General features: G+C 63.4%; 16 protein-coding genes, 2 tRNA genes and 2 pseudogenes. 8 read left to right on the top strand and 12 right to left on the bottom strand.

All coding sequences use genetic code 11. From position 1 onward, the window contains the following. Window positions 1-198 precede the first annotated feature (198 nt). A complete protein-coding gene (locus MFF24_RS20105) occupies window positions 199-1,998 on the top strand; it encodes a methanol/ethanol family PQQ-dependent dehydrogenase (protein WP_238226740.1) in 1,800 nt (599 codons plus the stop codon). 169 nt (window positions 1,999-2,167) lie between these two features. Here the strand turns inward: MFF24_RS20105 and greA are convergent, their stop codons facing one another. The 3 genes from greA to MFF24_RS20090 all read right to left on the bottom strand — a co-directional run bounded on the left by greA (window position 2,168) and on the right by MFF24_RS20090 (window position 4,411). After that, on the bottom strand, window positions 2,168-2,641 hold the full coding sequence (greA, locus tag MFF24_RS20100) for a transcription elongation factor GreA (protein WP_133091168.1): 474 nt from the start codon (window positions 2,639-2,641) through the stop codon (window positions 2,168-2,170). A 54-nt stretch (window positions 2,642-2,695) separates the two neighbouring features. Next, window positions 2,696-3,682, bottom strand: coding sequence for an acrylyl-CoA reductase (NADPH) (acuI, locus tag MFF24_RS20095; RefSeq protein WP_238226737.1), 987 nt, complete (start codon window positions 3,680-3,682; stop codon window positions 2,696-2,698). 105 nt (window positions 3,683-3,787) lie between these two features. Continuing rightward, complete coding sequence (locus MFF24_RS20090) at window positions 3,788-4,411, bottom strand: hypothetical protein (protein WP_238226735.1); 624 nt, start codon at window positions 4,409-4,411, stop codon at window positions 3,788-3,790. Between the two features lie 499 nt (window positions 4,412-4,910). On the opposite strand from MFF24_RS20090, the gene fdxA reads away from it, so the two are divergent. The 3 genes from fdxA (at window position 4,911) to MFF24_RS20075 (ending at window position 7,501) form a co-directional block, all read left to right on the top strand. Next, window positions 4,911-5,249 carry a ferredoxin FdxA gene (gene fdxA / locus MFF24_RS20085; RefSeq protein WP_108941608.1) on the top strand — a complete coding sequence of 113 codons (339 nt, stop codon included), beginning with the start codon at window positions 4,911-4,913 and terminating at the stop codon, window positions 5,247-5,249. 514 nt (window positions 5,250-5,763) lie between these two features. After that, entirely contained in the window at window positions 5,764-6,348 is a 585-nt protein-coding gene (locus tag MFF24_RS20080; protein ID WP_238226733.1) for a CarD family transcriptional regulator, read from the top strand. A 280-nt stretch (window positions 6,349-6,628) separates the two neighbouring features. Then, window positions 6,629-7,501, top strand: coding sequence for an RNA polymerase factor sigma-32 (locus tag MFF24_RS20075; protein WP_108941609.1), 873 nt, complete (start codon window positions 6,629-6,631; stop codon window positions 7,499-7,501). Between the two features lie 68 nt (window positions 7,502-7,569). On the opposite strand, the gene MFF24_RS20070 is transcribed toward MFF24_RS20075, so the two are convergent. Continuing rightward, complete coding sequence (locus MFF24_RS20070; RefSeq protein ID WP_238226731.1) at window positions 7,570-8,601, bottom strand: LysR family transcriptional regulator; 1,032 nt, start codon at window positions 8,599-8,601, stop codon at window positions 7,570-7,572. Between the two features lie 582 nt (window positions 8,602-9,183). Here MFF24_RS20070 and MFF24_RS20065 point away from each other — a divergent pair. Then, window positions 9,184-9,260: transfer RNA gene (locus MFF24_RS20065), tRNA-Pro, on the top strand. Window positions 9,261-9,303: 43 nt separating this feature from the next. Then, window positions 9,304-9,380: transfer RNA gene (locus tag MFF24_RS20060), tRNA-Arg, on the top strand. Between the two features lie 12 nt (window positions 9,381-9,392). Here the strand turns inward: MFF24_RS20060 and MFF24_RS20055 are convergent. The 6 genes from MFF24_RS20055 to MFF24_RS20030 all read right to left on the bottom strand — a co-directional run bounded on the left by MFF24_RS20055 (window position 9,393) and on the right by MFF24_RS20030 (window position 13,183). Continuing rightward, on the bottom strand, window positions 9,393-10,544 hold the full coding sequence (locus tag MFF24_RS20055) for a tyrosine-type recombinase/integrase (RefSeq protein ID WP_238226729.1): 1,152 nt from the start codon (window positions 10,542-10,544) through the stop codon (window positions 9,393-9,395). Then, window positions 10,531-10,716: a hypothetical protein gene (locus MFF24_RS20050; RefSeq protein ID WP_238226727.1), complete on the bottom strand. Its 186-nt coding sequence runs from the start codon at window positions 10,714-10,716 to the stop codon at window positions 10,531-10,533. Before MFF24_RS20050 ends, MFF24_RS20055 begins: the two co-directional genes overlap by 14 nt. 3 nt (window positions 10,717-10,719) lie before the next feature. Beyond that, on the bottom strand, window positions 10,720-11,247 hold the full coding sequence (locus MFF24_RS20045; RefSeq protein ID WP_238226725.1) for a hypothetical protein: 528 nt from the start codon (window positions 11,245-11,247) through the stop codon (window positions 10,720-10,722). Window positions 11,248-11,313: 66 nt separating this feature from the next. After that, the gene (locus tag MFF24_RS20040; RefSeq protein ID WP_238226723.1) at window positions 11,314-11,565 is read right to left on the bottom strand and encodes a hypothetical protein; all 252 of its coding nucleotides are present in this window, start codon (window positions 11,563-11,565) and stop codon (window positions 11,314-11,316) included. A gap of 2 nt (window positions 11,566-11,567) precedes the next feature. Further along, on the bottom strand, window positions 11,568-11,993 hold the full coding sequence (locus MFF24_RS20035) for a hypothetical protein (protein ID WP_238226722.1): 426 nt from the start codon (window positions 11,991-11,993) through the stop codon (window positions 11,568-11,570). A 998-nt stretch (window positions 11,994-12,991) separates the two neighbouring features. Then, window positions 12,992-13,183 carry a hypothetical protein gene (locus tag MFF24_RS20030; RefSeq protein WP_238226720.1) on the bottom strand — a complete coding sequence of 64 codons (192 nt, stop codon included), beginning with the start codon at window positions 13,181-13,183 and terminating at the stop codon, window positions 12,992-12,994. An 85-nt stretch (window positions 13,184-13,268) separates the two neighbouring features. Between MFF24_RS20030 and MFF24_RS20025 the strand changes: the two are divergent. Continuing rightward, window positions 13,269-13,406 (top strand): annotated as a pseudogene (locus MFF24_RS20025) (IS3 family transposase); the annotation flags it as partial. Window positions 13,407-13,659: 253 nt separating this feature from the next. Here the strand turns inward: MFF24_RS20025 and MFF24_RS20020 are convergent. Further along, the gene (locus MFF24_RS20020) at window positions 13,660-15,222 is read right to left on the bottom strand and encodes a DUF4214 domain-containing protein (protein WP_238226717.1); all 1,563 of its coding nucleotides are present in this window, start codon (window positions 15,220-15,222) and stop codon (window positions 13,660-13,662) included. 238 nt (window positions 15,223-15,460) lie between these two features. Then, window positions 15,461-16,279 carry an IS5 family transposase gene (locus tag MFF24_RS20015; RefSeq protein ID WP_238226715.1) on the bottom strand — a complete coding sequence of 273 codons (819 nt, stop codon included), beginning with the start codon at window positions 16,277-16,279 and terminating at the stop codon, window positions 15,461-15,463. 132 nt (window positions 16,280-16,411) lie between these two features. On the opposite strand from MFF24_RS20015, the pseudogene MFF24_RS20010 reads away from it, so the two are divergent. Then, window positions 16,412-16,501, top strand: a pseudogene (locus MFF24_RS20010) (IS5/IS1182 family transposase); the annotation flags it as partial. Window positions 16,502-16,612: the final 111 nt, after the last annotated feature.

Here is a 16,612-nt window from a genome sequence, read left to right as displayed (position 1 = left end):
AGAGGAGCCGCAGGCGCAGGCCCTTGGCAAGGCGCTCCACGCAAGATCGGGAAGATCTCCCAACGCCGATCGGGACGCCGTCCCTCCACCGGACACGATTCTTGAGATCTTCTTGAGAACGCCCGGCGGGGGCGGGACGCGGCGCCCGCCGCTCCTCGCTCGGGCTCAACGACAACAGATATCCGTGGAGGAACCCCGATGAAACGCGTCTCGCTGCTGGCGCTCACCCTCGCTGCCGGCCTGTCGCCAGCCTCCCTCTCGCCCCTCCTCGCCAACGAGGACGTAGCGAAGCGGATCGCCAACCCGGCGGAGCAGGTTCTTCAGACCGTCGATTACGCCAACACCCGCTATTCCAAGCTCGACCAGATCAACGCCAGCAACGTCAAGAACCTCCAGGTCGCCTGGAGCTTCTCGACCGGCGTGCTGCGCGGCCACGAGGGCTCCCCGCTCGTCGTCGGCAACATGATGTACCTGCACACCCCGTTCCCGAATCTCGTCTACGCCCTCGATCTCGATCAGGGCGGCAAGATCGTCTGGAAATACGAGCCCAAGCAGGACCCATCGGTGATCCCGGTGATGTGCTGCGACACGGTCTATCGCGGGCTCGCCTACGCCGACGGCGCGATCATCCTGCACCAAGCCGACACCACGCTGGTCTCGCTCGACGCCAAGACCGGCAAGGTCAACTGGTCGGTCAAGAACGGCGACTCGAAGATCGGCGAGACCAACACCGCCACCGTCCTGCCGGTGAAGGACAAGATCATCGTCGGCATTTCGGGCGCCGAGTACGGCATCCGCGGCCACATCACCGCCTACGATGCCAAGACCGGTAAACGGGTCTGGCGCGGCTACTCGGTCGGGCCCGACGACGAGATGCTGGTCGATCCGGAGAAGACCACGTCGCTCGGCAAGCCGATCGGCAAGGATTCCTCCCTGAAGACCTGGGAAGGCGACCAGTGGAAGACCGGCGGCGGGGCGACCTGGGGCTGGTACTCCTATGATCCGAAGCTGAACCTCGTCTATTACGGCACCGCCAATCCCTCGACCTGGAACCCGAAGCAGCGGCCGGGCGACAACAAGTGGACGATGGCGATCTTCGCCCGCGATCCCGACACCGGTATGACCCGGTGGATCTACCAGATGACGCCCCACGACGAGTGGGACTACGACGGCATCAACGAGATGATCCTCACGGATCAGAAATTTGACGGCAAGGAGCGCCCGCTCCTGACGCATTTCGACCGCAACGGCTTCGCCTACACCCTCGACCGTGCCACCGGCGAACTCCTGGTCGCGGAAAAGTTCGATCCGGTCGTGAATTGGGCCACCAAGGTCGATCTCAAGACCGGACGGCCGCAGGTGGTGGCCAAGTACTCGACCGACCAGAACGGCGAGGACGTCAACACCAAGGGCATCTGCCCGGCGGCGCTCGGCACCAAGGACCAGCAGCCTGCGGCCTTCTCGCCGAAGACGCAGCTCTTCTACGTGCCGACCAACCACGTCTGCATGGATTACGAGCCGTTCCGCGTCACCTACACGCCCGGCCAGCCCTACGTCGGTGCGACGCTGTCGATGTACCCGGCGCCGGGCTCGCACGGCGGCATGGGCAACTTCATCGCCTGGGATAACATCCAGGGTAAGATCAAGTGGTCCAACCCCGAGCAGTTCTCGGTCTGGTCGGGTGCGCTCGCCACGGCCGGCGACGTGGTCTTCTACGGCACGCTGGAAGGCTACCTGAAAGCGGTCGACTCGAAGACGGGTAAGGAACTCTACAAGTTCAAGACCGCCTCCGGCATCATCGGCAACGTGATGACCTACGAGCACAAGGGCAAGCAGCACATCGCCGTGCTCTCGGGCGTCGGCGGCTGGGCCGGCATCGGCCTCGCGGCCGGCCTGACCGACCCGAATGCCGGCCTCGGCGCGGTGGGCGGCTACGCGGCCCTGTCGAGCTACACCAACCTCGGCGGCCAGCTCACGGTCTTCGCCCTGCCCAACTGAACCCGATGCGAGGCGCGGGTTTTCGATCCGCGCCTCCCGTCCGACGCGAGGGGCATGTTTGCGACGAAGAACTGGTTCCCGCCCCGCCCGGCGGCGACATCCTCCGGCCCCTCGGCCGGGCGGACGGGGACACGGCGCGCTCCCTTCACGGGAGGCGCCGTTTCTTTTTTCATTGCGATGAGCGGATCTCGGCGATCTCGAACTCGTGCTCGTTGACCGTCACGGTGTCGCCGACGCTCTTGCCGGTGAGGGCGCGGGCGAGCGGCGCGACGTAGGAGATCGAGCCGGCCGAGGGATCGGCCTCGTCCTCGCCGACGATGCGAAACGTCTGGCGGGTGTCGTCCTCGCGCAGCAGGGTCACCGTCGCGCCGAAGCGCACCACGTCGCCCTCGAACGCCTCGACGAGTTCCGCCGAGTTCTTGCGCGCGCTCCAGTAGCGCAGGTCGCGCGAGATCCGGGCGTGGTCCGCCTTGTTCTGCTCCGGCGAGAGGGCGGCCAGCTCGGCCTCCAGCCGCGCCACCTCTTCCTCCATCCTCGCGAGCCCCTCCGGCGTCACGTAGTTGGGATGGGTGGAGATCAGACGATCGGGAAGTTCCTCGACAGCGTCACCGTCTTCGGGCTCACGGACAAATGCTTTGCTCATAAGACAGGCAATGCCCAAGCCTGCACCGCAGTTCCCCCGCTCCGGCGCCGAGGCTCAGCCGATCGCGACGACCGTGCGGCCCCGCACCTGACCTTCGAGCAGGGGCTCGGCGAGGCCGCCGGCCTCCTCCAGGGGAACCGTCCGCGTCATCCGCCGCAGGAGATCACGGTCGAGGTCGCGCGCGAGGCGGGCCCAGGCGTCACGGCGGGGCTTGTGCGGGGTCGTCACGCTGTTGATGCCGAGAAGCGAGACGCCGCGCAGGATGAAGGGCGCGACCGAACTCGGCAGATCCATGCCCCCGGCATTGCCGCAGGCGGCAATGGCGCCGCCGCCCCGCGTCATCGAAAGGGCGTTGGCGAGGACCCGTCCGCCGACCGCATCGATGCCGGCAGCCCATCGCTCCTTTCCGAGCGGGCGCGGCTCGCCCGCGAGCGCCTCGCGCTCCAGGATCTCGGCGGCGCCGAGGCTCTTCAGGTAATCGGCCTCGCCGGCCCGGCCGGTCGCGGCGATGACGTGCCAGCCGGCGCGCTTCAGGAGTGCCACCGCGACCGAGCCGACGCCGCCGGAGGCGCCCGTCACCAGGGCCGGTCCGGCCTCGGGGGTGAGCCCGTGCCGCTCCAGAGCGAGAACCGAGAGCATCGCCGTGTAGCCGGCCGTGCCGATCGCCATGGCCTCAGCCGGGCTCAGGCCCTCAGGCAGCGGGACCAGCCAGTCGCCACGCAGCCGGGCGCGCTCGGCCAACCCGCCGAGATGGGTCTCGCCGACGCCCCAGCCGGTGAGCACCACCGCATCGCCGGGCTTGTAGTCGGGATGGTCCGAGGCCTCGACGGTGCCGGCGAAGTCGATGCCGGGGATCATGGGGAAGCGGCGCACCACCGGCATCCGGCCGGTCATGGCGAGCCCGTCCTTGTAGTTCAGGCCCGAATGAGAGACCCGCACGGTGACGTCGCCGTCCATCAGGTCGGCCTCGTCGAAATCGCGCAGGGCGAGACTCTGGCCGGCCTCACCCTTGTCGATGACCCAGGCCCTGAACGCCGCCATGATCCGCTCCTCCCCGCTCGCGTCGGGTCCTGAGCTACGGCGATCCCGCCTCGATTCAAGGCCGCCGGCGAAGGCGGCCGAGAGAGTGCCCGAACGAGCGCGCCCTCAATACCCGTCGTAGATGCTGCCCCGCGAGAAGCCGAGGCCGACGGCGATGTCCGCGGAGGAGGCGCCGGCGAGGCCCAGCGCGTCCGGGATCGAACCGACCCCAAGGGGACCGTAGCCCGGACCATAGCCGGGAGCGGGTCCGAGATCAGGCCCGGCGACGGGGGCTGCGGCCGGCACCCAGGCGGCGCGGGCGGGCTGCACCAGCACACGGCGCTGCGTGGTGGCGTAGACCGGCGGCAGGGTGTGCGGGATCGCCTCCGGCGGGCGCACGAGCACGCGGCGGGTCTGCACGGCGTAGCGCGGCGGCGTGGTCACCCAGCAGCCGACGAGCTGGCCATAGGCGTCGATGCGCGTCTCCCACCGGCGCCCGCCGGGGGCCACCAGCACCCGCTCGGACACCGTGTCATAGACCGGCGGCGTCGTGCGGTAGACGGTGCGCGGCGGCTGGACCAGCACCCGCTCCGCGACGGTATCGTAGACTGGGGGCGTCACGACCCGGCGATAGCACTCGGCGCTGACGCACGCTCCCCCGGCCTGCGCGGGCACGGCCAGAGCGGCGACCGAGACAGCGGCAAGGGCAAGGGACGAGATCAGGTTCAGGCGGGGCAGGGGGGCAGTCATGGAACAACCTCGGAACACGACGCGACGTCAGGACGATCTCGACACCCCCGGCAGCCCCGTCCGGGACTCTTCGGAGTGTACCATTCGACGCCCAGATAGCGGCCAAGGTTGCGCACCGGACAAGCTCAATTGCCGAAGACAGTAAACTTAACCAACGACTAAGACTACGCAGATCTAAATATGCCAGCTCGACTTCGCAGGTTGACCGACAGACCGGGACTGGAGGGAAACGCGGGTCTACCTATCGGCCTTCAAGGGACGCTTTGGAAGCGTTGCCGAAAAGCCCTCCGCGCCGCGCAGGGGAGGGCGGGCGGAAGGGCGCGCTTGTCAGCCCATCGGCCAGGGGCTAGAGCGCTTCCAAATCGGGCGGCGGCGGCGCCCGGATCGCATGACACCGCCGCACGAGGGGATCGCATCCGCGCGAAGTCGGCGGGTGGCGGGCCGGCCAAAAGCCCTCCCGACCCCGCGAGGACAAGCGGATCTAAGGACCGAACGGCCCATGACCTACGTCGTCACCGACAACTGCATCAAGTGCAAGTACATGGACTGCGTCGAGGTGTGCCCCGTGGATTGCTTCTACGAGGGCGAGAACATGCTCGTCATCCATCCCGACGAATGCATCGATTGCGGCGTCTGCGAGCCGGAATGCCCCGCCGAGGCGATCAAGCCCGACACCGAGGGCAATCTCGAGAGCTGGCTGAAGCTGAACGCCGACTACGCCAAGACCTGGCCCAACATCACCCAGAAGAAGGATGCCCCCTCCGACGCCAAGCAGTGGGACGGGGTGAGCGGCAAGCTCGAGGCGCATTTCTCGCCCAATCCCGGCTCCGGCGACTGACCGCCTCCGCGGGGCGGGCGCCCTCGGGAGCATGGCGGCCTCTCGCCGCAGGCTGCCGGTGCGGCCGCGATCCCCGCAGAAGCCCCGAACGCGCCACGACCTACCTCGAAAGATCCGCCGGAGGCTCCGGCAACGCTCTTTCCGAGCCGTGCAAAACCTTCGATCCTCCCATGCGGAGACGCGTTCGCGCGCCGGCAATCCTTTGATTCGCCGGCCCGTTCGTGCTACATGAGGGCTCGCCGTCGCTCACGCCCGATGCGCCCCCCTCCTCTCGCACAAGCGGCGAGTTCCATCTTCCTGGAAAAGAGGTTGGCTGCGATCGACCGCCGGAAGCATTTCGCTCCCGGCGCGTTCTTTCGTGTGGTGGGAGCAACGCGAGAGCCCGGGAACCGGTCAGCGCCTCGACGGCGCGGCACTGGACTAAGGGCATGCGCCGGGTGTCCCGCCCCGGAGGTGACGAGCGTGCGGGCGTGGATGCGCGCCCCGCGTGGATGACAGTGGAGGCTCATTCCGCATGACCACAGCCAAGAAGACGACGGCAGCAGGCCGCCAAGGCTTCAAGACCGGCGAGGCGGTCGTGTATCCGGCGCACGGCGTCGGGCGGATCACCGCGATCGAGGAACAGGAGATCGCGGGCTACAAGCTCGAATTGTTCGTCGTCTCGTTCGAGAAGGACAAGATGGTCCTGCGCGTGCCGACCGCGAAGGCCAACAGCGTCGGCATGCGCAAGCTCGCCGAGCCCGAGCTCGTCAAGAAGGCCCTCGACGTGCTGACCGGCCGCGCCCGCATCAAGCGGACGATGTGGTCGCGCCGCGCCCAGGAATACGAGGCCAAGATCAATTCCGGCGATCTGATCTCGGTGACGGAGGTCGTGCGCGACCTCTACCGTTCCGAGGCTCAGCCCGAGCAGTCCTACAGCGAGCGCCAGCTCTACGAGGCCGCCCTCGATCGCGTCGTGCGCGAGATCTCCTCGGTGAACCGGATCACCGAGACCGAGGCGCTCAAGCTGATCGAGCAGAGCCTCGCCAAGTCGCCGCGTCGCGCCAAGGCTGACGCCGACGCCGAAGGTGATGACGATGTGCAGGAGGAGGCCGCCTGAGACGCCTCCCAGCGAATCGCATCGCTGCACGACTGGCATTTGTTAACCAGAGGGCTCGGCGCCACGCCGGGCCCTTTTTTCATGCGCCGTCCGCAGACCTCTTGATCATTTCCTCCCCGACGCCACGCGCCCGCAGGGAACCAGCGTCGCACGGATGTGTTGTGCCTCTGCCACGGATGGCTTGCCCCGATGGCCTCGCCCGGCGTTTCGCCGACCAAGAGGCTCAAGCGGGCTGATCCGAAACGCTCGAACCAAGAACGCTCGAACGAGAGAGGCGGGGATGGCAGAGATCGCGGGGATGCGGCGTCAGTTCATTCGAACAGCGATGGAGGCGCCGTTCCTTGCGAGGGAAGAAGAACGCGGGCTGGCGGTGGCCTGGAAGGAGGCACGCGACGAGCGCGCCCTGCACCGGCTGATCTCCGCACATATGCGCCTTGTGATCGCGCTCGCCGGCCGCTTTCGCCATTACGGACTGCCGATGGCCGACCTCGTCCAGGAGGGTCATGTCGGCCTGATGGAAGCCGCTGCCCGGTTCGAGCCGGAACGGGATGTCCGCTTCTCCACCTACGCCACGTGGTGGATCCGCGCCTCGATCCAGGACTACATCCTGCGCAATTGGTCGATCGTGCGCGGCGGAACGAGTTCCGCGCAAAAGGCCCTGTTCTTCAACCTGCGCCGCCTGCGCGCCCGGCTGATGCAGTCCACGGAAGAGCAGGTCGGCTCCGAGATCCATGGCCGGATCGCCAGCGCGATCGGCGTCTCCCGCGAGGACGTGGCGCTGATGGATGCGCGCCTGTCCGGCCCCGACATGTCGCTGAACGCGCCCGTGGGCGAGGAAAGCGAGGCGTCCTCCGAGCGGATGGACTTCCTCGTCGACAACGCGGCGCTGCCCGACGAGACGGTCTCGGCGCTGGTCGACGGCGAGCGTCGCCTCGTCTGGTTGCGGCAGGCGCTGACGGTCCTCTCCGAACGCGAGTTGCGCATCCTCAGGGAGCGGCGGCTCGCCGAGGATCAGGCAACGCTCGAAGCCCTGGGCCACCGCCTCGGCATCTCGAAGGAGCGCGTTCGCCAGATCGAGAACCGGGCCCTGGAGAAGCTCCGCCGGGCGCTCGCCGAAAAATTCCCGCAGGCGCCGAGCAGCGTCTTCGCCTGAATCCCGAAGGGTTCGCCACGGGGGGACGCGGATGCGGCGTTCCCTCGTAAGTTCGAAACGCCTTCCTTTCAGGGAAGGCTGGCCCGCTCGACGGAGCGGCCAGCCATGCGCACGCCGCCACGGCGCGAATCGCCCGACGCGTTGGCCAGCACGGCCGCGAGCCGCTTCGTCGCGAAATCGATGAAGCTGCGCGCCTTTGCCGGCAGGAGCCGTGAGGTGGTGACAAAATAGACCGGCGTCGCCGGCAGGTTCCAATCCGGCAGCACGCGCTCAAGACGGGCCGTGGAGAGGTCGTTGTCGACGTTGATGACGTTGGCCCTGGTCAATCCCTGTCCGGCCACGGCGAAGCGCCGGGCGAGGCTCAGCGAGTTGCAGGACAGGGGACCACCCACGGTGATCGCGACGGACTCGCTGCCGCGCTTGAGCGTCCAGGTGGCGGAGGTGCCCTGCATCGGCAGAATGACCTGATGCTTCTCGAGATCGAACGGCGTCATCGGCGCGCCGCGCTCGGCCAAGTAGGCGGGCGAGCCGAAGATGCCGTTCTCGACCTCGGCGACCTTGCGCACGATCAGTGATGTCTCACGCGGCTCCTCGATGGCAACGGCAAGGTCGTAATTATCGCCCACCAGATCGACCGGCGCCGGCTTCAGATCAACGTGGACGTGAATGTGCTCGTGGAGGGCGGAGAACTCCGTGATCACCCCCGACAGGTGGCGCAGCACCCAGAAATCCGGCGGCGCGGCGATCTTGAGGAAGCCGCTCGGCCCCTTGGCCACGGCCATCATGTCGTCGAAGGTCCGTTGCGCCTCATCGACGAGGCGTGACACCTGCGCAAGGTAGGCTTCGCCGTAGGACGTCAACGCCAGCTTGCGGGTGGTCCGATCCAGAAGTCGCAGCCCGACCGTCGATTCGAACATGGTAATTCGGCGCGATAGGGAAGAAATCGGCATGCCGAGCGCGGCAGCGGCCTGACTAAAACTCTTCCTACGAGCGACTTCGACGAAGAGAGCCATATCGCGTAGCAGTTGAGGATGCGGCATCTTTGCGCGGTCCACCCAGTCATTACGTGACTGCGCACCCGGCCGCTGAACGGAAGCCACGCGCAACCCTCCTTGCCCTCTATCACATCCGTCCATAACCAGAGCGAGCATAGCAAAGTTCGGACGGAAAAATTGTTTCGAATCTTGGAACAATCCCAATTCAACTCCCGGTCGCACCGGTACCAGGATCTCACCGATGCAATGTGAGCCGGGTCGCACGATGCGGCGGTCAACGCCCATGCCCTCGGTCGGGCGCGGCTTCGATCCGCAGCCACTCCAGCCAATCCTAGTATGTGAGCGCCTGCGTCTATGTCCGCTCGTTGTCCGGCGATGAACCCGCACGATGCCCCACATGGGGGTGCCGGTACCGATGCATCCGACCATGCCCTGACAAACGGAGGGCGGCCAAAGCGAGGGACGGCCTACAGGCTCTCTCGCCCAGGGCCATGTCACCGCAATCGTCCAAGAAGCCAATTTTTATAAATATCTATATTTTTCATGAATTTAACCGAGTTGCGGCCATGCTGTCAGGGGCTAAATCGCTCCCCTTCCGCGAAAGAACCGCCCCGAAAGGCAGCGAGCCGCTTGCGACCGCGAAAAGTGCCGGCTATAAGCCCGCTCGTCGGCCTTCGGGGGCGACATCGGAGTGTAGCGCAGTCTGGTAGCGCACCACGTTCGGGACGTGGGGGTCGCAGGTTCAAATCCTGCCACTCCGACCAAACAAGAAGAGAAACGCCTAGAAAGGCGTCGAGACAAAAAAGGGCGCCCGTAGCTCAGCTGGATAGAGCACCAGACTACGAATCTGGGGGTCAGAGGTTCGAATCCTTTCGGGCGCGCCATCTACTCTGTTGTTAGACATGAGTTTTTCCCTTTGATGCCTTCGGCGTCGGGGTTGCGGTTTGCAGACGGTTTGCAAATTCCGTTCGCGGTGAGTTCTCCCAATTGAAGATGGCTTGGTCCGCCAGCGTTCTCGTGCGAGCGAGGTAGCGGTCCAAAATCACGGTCACCGTCTTGAGCGAGTGGCCTGTGATGGTCGCGATCTGCTGCGGGCTGCATCCAGCCTCCGACAGCATCGTCACAGCTGTGCCGCGCAGGTCGTGGAAGTGCAGGGCGACTGGCTCTGCGATCCCGGGCAGGGTGATGCTCCCGACGCCCGCCTCAACCGCCGCTTGCTCCCAAAGCCGAGCGAAATATCTTTTCTGAAGAGCCCGACCAGTCTTTGTCGTGAGGATCAGCGGCGACTTGCGCTCCATTCCGTCCAGCATGCGCCGGAGCGCCTGCGTGCAGGGGATCGTGACCAGCGGCGCCACTCGGCCGCCGCGGGCGCTTTTGCCCTGCCTGAGTGTGATTGCGCTTCCATCGTAGGCCGACCAGGGCAGGCGGAGGATGTCTCCCTGTCGTTGCCCTGTGTGGAGGGCGATGATCAGCGCGCGCTGCAGTTCGATCGGCGCCACGCGCATGAAGGCGTCGATATGCTCGGGCAGCCAGACGATCTCGGCCCGGTCGGCATGGTACAGTCGCTTGAACCCGCGAATGTGGTTTGCCTCGATCCGCCCGTTCTCCTGCCCCCACGTCAGCATGGCCGAGATGACGGACAGGCGGTTGTCCGCCTCGCGCTCGCCGGAGGTGCGAGCCACCTTGGCGCGCCAGTCGAGGAAATCGCGGCGCACCGCCGGCTCGTTCAGAGCCTCGCGCGGCATGTCTCCGAAGACCGGCTCGGCCTTGGTCAGCATGCGCTTGTACTCACGCTGGGTGCTGGCTGAGAGCTTCGTCTCGAACTCAGGGGAGGCGGTGAACTCGCGAGCGAGACCGTTGAAGGTATCGCCGGCGTGCCGAGCCTTCAGCGTCCGCTCGGCCTCAGCGTAGCTCAGGATGAAGGTGCGCTCGCCCGGCTCACCCTCGAGGCGGACCCCGGTGGCGCGGTGATACCAGTAGGCTTTCCGCGTACCGTCCTTCAGCGTCTTGTAGGTCGCAAAGACGCCAGGGTACTCAGCGCGAACCACGGCCCGCCCTCCAAGCCTCCAGCTTCGTCATGGGACCGGCGGACTCTTCACCGGAGTGGATCACGATCCGGTCGCCCTCGATCTCGACGCGACCGACCTTGAGGCCGGCAGCCTGCGCGCCCTTCACAACGCGGGCGATGGCGGCCTGGGTGATGACCGAACGTCGCGGCATCGTTCAATGCGCCTCCACAAGGCGCGAGCGAATGCGCCGGTCCACTTGGTTGAGCCAGACGAAGGTGCCCGAGACTTGGCGTCCGATCGGGGCCTGCGGGAAGAACAGGTTCGCAAGCGGTGTCTTGCCGAGTGGCTGGGTATCGCTGACCCACATCACCACGCCGAAATCGTCATCCGGATAGGCGACCAGCAGGGTCCAACCATTCGGATAGAGACCATCGTGCCCCCGGACGCCACCATCCGAAATGATGCCCGAGGGTATGTCTTCGAACACATCTACGAAGCTTCGTGCGGCCCGGAATGCGCGAGCTGGCTCAACGTCGTTTCGCACCAACTCCACGGCAGCACCGATGTGGAGCGCGCGCCGAAGGGTGATCAGATGGGCCTTGCCAGCAACCTCGGCAGGCGAGTCGCCGACAGCCATATCGAGGCGCCAATGCTTCCGCTGAAGCCAGGACCGCAGAGTACCGACCTGAACGCCGGCTGCGTCGGCAACCTGGGACAGCGTGTATCTCGGATCATCCAGCATGAAAGCACCTAAAGCGACCGCTTTAGGTAGGGATACCTGATGCGATCGCTTTAAGTCAAGTGCCTATCATTCACGCTCCAGATCTCGATCGCCGCTAGCTGCCCAAAGCCGCTGCGACGCCCCACCAATCGGCGCCGCAAGCGCAGGCTCGGCATCACCGCCGTCCTCCGCATCAGGGTTGCCGTCGGCTTCGTCGAGCAGGGAGATGATCCGGTCGACCACATCGAGCGCCAGCTCGGCCAGCCGCTCGAACTCGGCACGCGGGATGGTGGTGGCTGGGACGCGGCCGCCATTGGGAAAGCGGATGATCTCGGCCATGGCTACGCCGCCTCCGGCGAGAGACAGGCCAGCCAGTCGATCCGGCCAGACATCATGTAGGACGCGCCGTAACCCTCGCGGTCGATGCCGGAGAGGGCGCTCAACGCAGCGGCGATGGAGAGCAGGCAGCGCTCCGCGCGCCGGGCACTGGCCTCTCGCAAATCGGCCCGGCCATTCAGCGCCGTGTCCACCGCGTCGAAGGCGACAGCGAGTTGCCCCATCATACCGGCCGGAGACGATGCGCGCGTGTAGCTGATGGCTTCGGACAGCGTCTGGATCCGCTCGTGGAGCGCCATCTTGCTGCTGTTGCTCGCCCCGCCTTCAGCATCAGCCGTGAACCATTCGACCGACAATGTGCCGAGCCTCGCGGCGATGATGCTCGCTTGGCAGTGCCGGGAGCCATGAAGCTGGCCGCTGAGCGCGGCCACAAACGCAGCAGTGGATGTAAGCTTAGATAAGGATGGGTCAGTGCCGCCTGGACACTTTGCGCATCCAAGGGTGTAAGGTCCCCCGGATGGCTGGCCCTGCGGGAAAGGTCTATTAATTCCACCCAATAATTCGTATTTACACTCGACCAATGGGACGAATAATCATGAAAAGCAGCGTCAACAACCGAGGAAAGAATATTATTATGCTTGTCTACTAGGACCGGGCCAAAGACGTGCAACAACTTCCAAACCTGCTCACCCGTATCACGTCGATATAAACTGCTTGCAGCCCCGGCCGGTGTATCCCGCCACAATTCAACTATCTTGCTTGGGCCCATCGACGCGAGAGTAGACTTGACCGGCCTCCATAATATCCAGTCGTGAGCGACCGCATCCGGGATGCGTCCGCCAATGACCAAATACGCAACCGACTTTAAAATACGCTGTGCCAAAACAACCAGCGTGCCTTGGCTTAACTTCTCTGCAGACGCCCGATCAAGCCGCTCATCAGAAAGGAGCTCATCGAACGTATCGTCGTTAACATACTCCAGCACTGCCCGGACAGAATTCTCCCAGGCGACAAAATCGCCTGTATTGCTACCAAGAAGAAGCTCGAGGATCCACCTCGCCTCAGAAGGTCCACTGACTAAGGAACTCAGGGGCGGATCATCTTCGGTGCCTGCACATTTTCAGCAGCCACTGTCAGATATGACGGCGATGAGCGGTTCTTGTGTGTTTACGACACAGGACTTCCTGATAAGCCACACCATGCCGACATTATGGGGCCTGACCTCAGAGCTCTGTCAGAGCCCGTAATATCTAAAGGTGAGCAGGAGCGCAGGAATAGAGCCAGAATAAAGAAGATGATTGACAAAATTGGCCCCGTTTTCGTCGGGGCTTCAAGATTCAGGAAGGGCAAGTTCTCGGAGTATGCACTACCTTCTCAGTGATTATCCTGTTGAGGACTGTGCTTCACGGCGATCTGCATGCGTCACTCCTCACGCGAGCGGTGGCGGGCACGCCGGCCCGTTCGACGGGTCCAGCCGGGCGCCGATTGCGTCAGGCCAGCGGTGGGCGATGATGTTCGAAGCGGTGCCCCGGTTGATCTGCGCAAGCTGCACGAAGCCGCCGACCTGACAGGTGCCGTTAGTCGGATCGCCGCCGATCGGGATCCGCTGCTGCCGCAGCATTGTTAGCGAGCGGCTGCCTTCGTAGCTCAGGCGCGACGCTGCCGCAGCCGAAGCGGGCGTTGCAGGCGTCCATCGCGACCATGAGCCGTACGCCTCGCTGGGCTATCGCCCGCCGGCCCCTGAGGTGTTCGTGCCGGCCTTAACCGCTTCTTGGCCGGCTGAGCTCGACCGACCGGCTCCACCGGCCAAGCTACCCGTAGTGGAAATGCCCACAGTCCACTAACATTCCACTCGGGCCACCCGGTGGGGCTGATCAGCTTCAACGACTAACTGATACAGTCGAATCCGGTCTAGAAGCTATCATCTGATGCTACGGCGATTGGTGAGCAAGCTGTGGTGTGGATCTAACCAAAAATTCGGTCTCATCTAAAAGATGGAGCAGGTTACCGTGAACAGGGAAGGAAGAAATTAGCCTGCTCTCGAGTTAGCGAGAGCAGGTTTTGATTGCCAAGGCTATCAGTTGAATGGCAACAACATCAACTCAACACATCATAATTCAGCTGCGAAAGTGCGGCAATCGTTGTGTCATGGAATATTACAGTGACACCTCGGTCAGCGAACGTCACGTCGCCGTGCGCTTGCGTCATATGAGTGATGGCCTGCAACCCTGAGTAACCGAAATTGTTAAATTGCAGTGTATCCCATGCCTGAGCTCCATAAACATTAGTTTGAGCCGCGCCATCATCTAGATCAAATACAAACGTGTTGCTGCCGCGCCCGCCGAGCACATGATTTTCTCCCGAGCCCGCATTATAGGTTTGCCCCCAATCGTCGAGGCCGTCTCGCATATATGACTTGAATAACGCGTCAGTATTTGCCTTGAACTCAGGGCTTTCCGAAAACCCAAGCAAGACCGACTCGCGAGATGCTCCTGACTCAAGTAGATTGACCCATGCATTCAATCCCGCTGCTTCAGGCGGCCGGTTTAGGACATTATTATAGAGTAGAGTCACAAACTGACTGTTCGTTAAAGATCCGTACGTTGAAGTGAATTCAATAGAATTTGTGAATCCAGACGCTATATCAGCAAGGCTGCTGCCTGAACTAAGAGCGTTGACCCAGCCTTCGAAGCCTGTTGGATCAGGTGCACGTGACAAGGTTGCGTCGTATAAGCGGAATACCTGGCTATACTCAGCGTTATGCAGTACAGTAGAGGACCAGCCTTGCGACGCCAACGCCGTTTGTGCTTGGTTCTCTGGACTTTCAGAAAAGCCTACTAAGACGCTTTCCCGTGACGCGCCGTTGTTTAGCAAATTGACCCAGCTCTGCGCCGAAGCATCGGCAGGCCTATTCAAGACGTTGATATACAACAGGTTGACGAAATCATTGTTATTCAGTGATCCGTAATTTGTTTGAAATTCTGTAGATTGAATGAAGCCGGACGCAACAGAATTCAGCGAAGCTCCTCCCTGGAGTACATTTACCCACGGCTGAAATCCTGCCGTATCTGGAAACCGATCGAGTGCTGCATCGTAGAGGCGGTAAACCATACCTTGGAACGCAGACAACGAAAGAGCCGTTCCAGGAAGCAGAGTATCATTTCCAGCTCCCCCATAGATAATATCGCCATGGTTTGTTCCAGTTATACGGTCATTGCCTTCAAGGCCATACCAACTACCGTTCGGACTTGTGGAAGGGACAATAAAGGTATCGTTACCTGATGTAAATGGCGCCTGAGCATTCGTTGAAACTGCATTTAATCTATAAGTTCCTGTAGCAGTGTTGCTGAAACTCGAGGCGTCTAAGTAATATACGCCGGATGTCACTGGAGTGAATACGAATTGTGAGCTCAAATAACCGCCGTGATCGTCGTCGCTGGCTACAGCATTGCCTGCGCCATTTCGCAAGATCAGGAGAGAGTCTCTCAGTGTATAATTGCCACCGCTATTTACATCGGCGCTAAATGTGTAATTTGTTCCCGCGCTAAGAAGCACCTCTAACCAATCATGGTCGCCAGGGACTTCTATATTTCCAACTATGCTCTCATTTATTGCCAGTCGCCCGGCTGTAGCTGTGCTTGCAAGAAAGTCGTCGGCCATCTCAAACTCCCCGAATCGCTTCCGCCGAATATTATACCACATGCAAACAACTCACAAGAAAAATACATCTCAAAAACTTAATTTGCCTGTGCCGGCATGTGCGAATACCCATTTCGAGGTATTGACACGTTTTGCAGGCTCGCTGTTTTTCTGCGAAGCAGGAAAATCGGCACGAGAATGCCTTTGCGCTGGTGTTCTACCGATCTTGTGGACGAGCGACAGTGCCTTAGACCCCGTTTCATAAGGTCTGCGTGAGGCGTCTGACGAGGATCATAGCGGCCGCCAAGACGAAGAAGGCGAGCGCGGAGGACGGGATCGCCTCGTAGTCGCGGGCGAGCCTTCGACATCGGGCGATCCAGCCGAAAGTCCGCTCGATGACCCAGCGGCGGGGCTGCACGGCAAAGCCCTTCTGTCCCTTGTCCGGTCGGACGATCTCAACGGTGATGGCGGTGGCGTTGCCGACGCGCTCGCCCTGATAGGCTTGATCAGCAAAGCAGTGGGCCAGGAATGGCCAGAGGCGCCGGGAGGCGCGCAGCAACGCAACCCCGCCGTGGCTGTCGTGCCGGTCGGCCGTCGAGACGGCGGCCAGGAGCAGACGGCCATCCGTATCGGTGAGCGCGTGGCGCTTGCGGCCCACCACGCGCCGGGCCGGATCGTAGCCACGCTCGCCCTTGAGGCCAACGCCTCCCGAGCGCGTGGCCTGCGCGTCGAGGATGGCGCCGGTCGGGCTGGCTTCGCGCCCGGCGCGCTCGCGGTCGGCCATGGTGAGGGCATGGGCGAGGCGCTCGAACACGCCCGCCTTCGACAGCCTCAGGAACCAGCGGTGAACGGTGGACCACGGCGGGAAGTCCAACGGCAGGTGTCGCCACGCGCAGCCGGAGCGCAGGACGTACTGGACGCCGTCCAGGATTGCCCGCAACGGCCAGCGCCAGGGACGACCCGCGCGCGACGGCTCAGGCAAGAGCGGGGCGATCAGCGCCCACTCCGTGTCGGTCAAGCTGCTTGCGTAGGGCAGGCTCTCGCGCGCAAGCTCGGCACGGGCGGCGGGTGTCCACATCGGCGTTCCAGGGTGAGCGTCAGACACTCGCCCAACGCTGACGATGCTCGCTGCTCACCCCAAACAGCGATCCGCGACTGCCCCTTATGAAACGGGGTCTCAGATGTTGTTAGGGTATGACTCGACCGCCTTCTGCCCGATGATAGCTGGGGCAAGATCGCTCCGCTTCTGCCGCCGCCTCGTCCACATCCGCAAGTCGGCCGGCCGCCGATCGAGAACCGGACTAGGGCCTGTCGTCGCCTGAACGGATTGCGAATTTTGGCGTTTTCTCGGTTTCGAATGAGGAGACGTGATGCTGTCAGACGCACAGTGGGGTGAGTTGGAGCCGTTGAT

The organism is Methylorubrum aminovorans, assembly GCF_022179725.1.
Taxonomy (GTDB): Bacteria; Pseudomonadota; Alphaproteobacteria; order Rhizobiales; family Beijerinckiaceae; genus Methylobacterium; species Methylobacterium aminovorans.
Note: the sequence above shows the minus strand (reverse complement) of the source record. Positions and strands in the feature narration are given on the sequence as shown.

What these genes read in the sequence shown, in the direction of transcription:
- MFF24_RS20080 (WP_238226733.1), top strand. Translation starts at nt 5,764, where the DNA reads ATGACCACAGCCAAGAAGACGACGGCAGCAGGCCGCCAAGGCTTCAAG.
- MFF24_RS20050 (WP_238226727.1), bottom strand. Translation starts at nt 10,716, where the DNA reads ATGCCGCGACGTTCGGTCATCACCCAGGCCGCCATCGCCCGCGTTGTG.
- MFF24_RS20015 (WP_238226715.1), bottom strand. Translation starts at nt 16,279, where the DNA reads ATGTGGACACCCGCCGCCCGTGCCGAGCTTGCGCGCGAGAGCCTGCCC.
- MFF24_RS20040 (WP_238226723.1), bottom strand. Translation starts at nt 11,565, where the DNA reads ATGGCCGAGATCATCCGCTTTCCCAATGGCGGCCGCGTCCCAGCCACC.
- MFF24_RS20020 (WP_238226717.1), bottom strand. Translation starts at nt 15,222, where the DNA reads ATGGCCGACGACTTTCTTGCAAGCACAGCTACAGCCGGGCGACTGGCA.
- MFF24_RS20105 (WP_238226740.1), top strand. Translation starts at nt 199, where the DNA reads ATGAAACGCGTCTCGCTGCTGGCGCTCACCCTCGCTGCCGGCCTGTCG.
- greA (WP_133091168.1), bottom strand. Translation starts at nt 2,641, where the DNA reads ATGAGCAAAGCATTTGTCCGTGAGCCCGAAGACGGTGACGCTGTCGAG.
- acuI (WP_238226737.1), bottom strand. Translation starts at nt 3,682, where the DNA reads ATGGCGGCGTTCAGGGCCTGGGTCATCGACAAGGGTGAGGCCGGCCAG.
- MFF24_RS20030 (WP_238226720.1), bottom strand. Translation starts at nt 13,183, where the DNA reads ATGCTGCGGCAGCAGCGGATCCCGATCGGCGGCGATCCGACTAACGGC.
- fdxA (WP_108941608.1), top strand. Translation starts at nt 4,911, where the DNA reads ATGACCTACGTCGTCACCGACAACTGCATCAAGTGCAAGTACATGGAC.
- MFF24_RS20090 (WP_238226735.1), bottom strand. Translation starts at nt 4,411, where the DNA reads ATGACTGCCCCCCTGCCCCGCCTGAACCTGATCTCGTCCCTTGCCCTT.
- MFF24_RS20045 (WP_238226725.1), bottom strand. Translation starts at nt 11,247, where the DNA reads ATGCTGGATGATCCGAGATACACGCTGTCCCAGGTTGCCGACGCAGCC.
- MFF24_RS20075 (WP_108941609.1), top strand. Translation starts at nt 6,629, where the DNA reads ATGGCAGAGATCGCGGGGATGCGGCGTCAGTTCATTCGAACAGCGATG.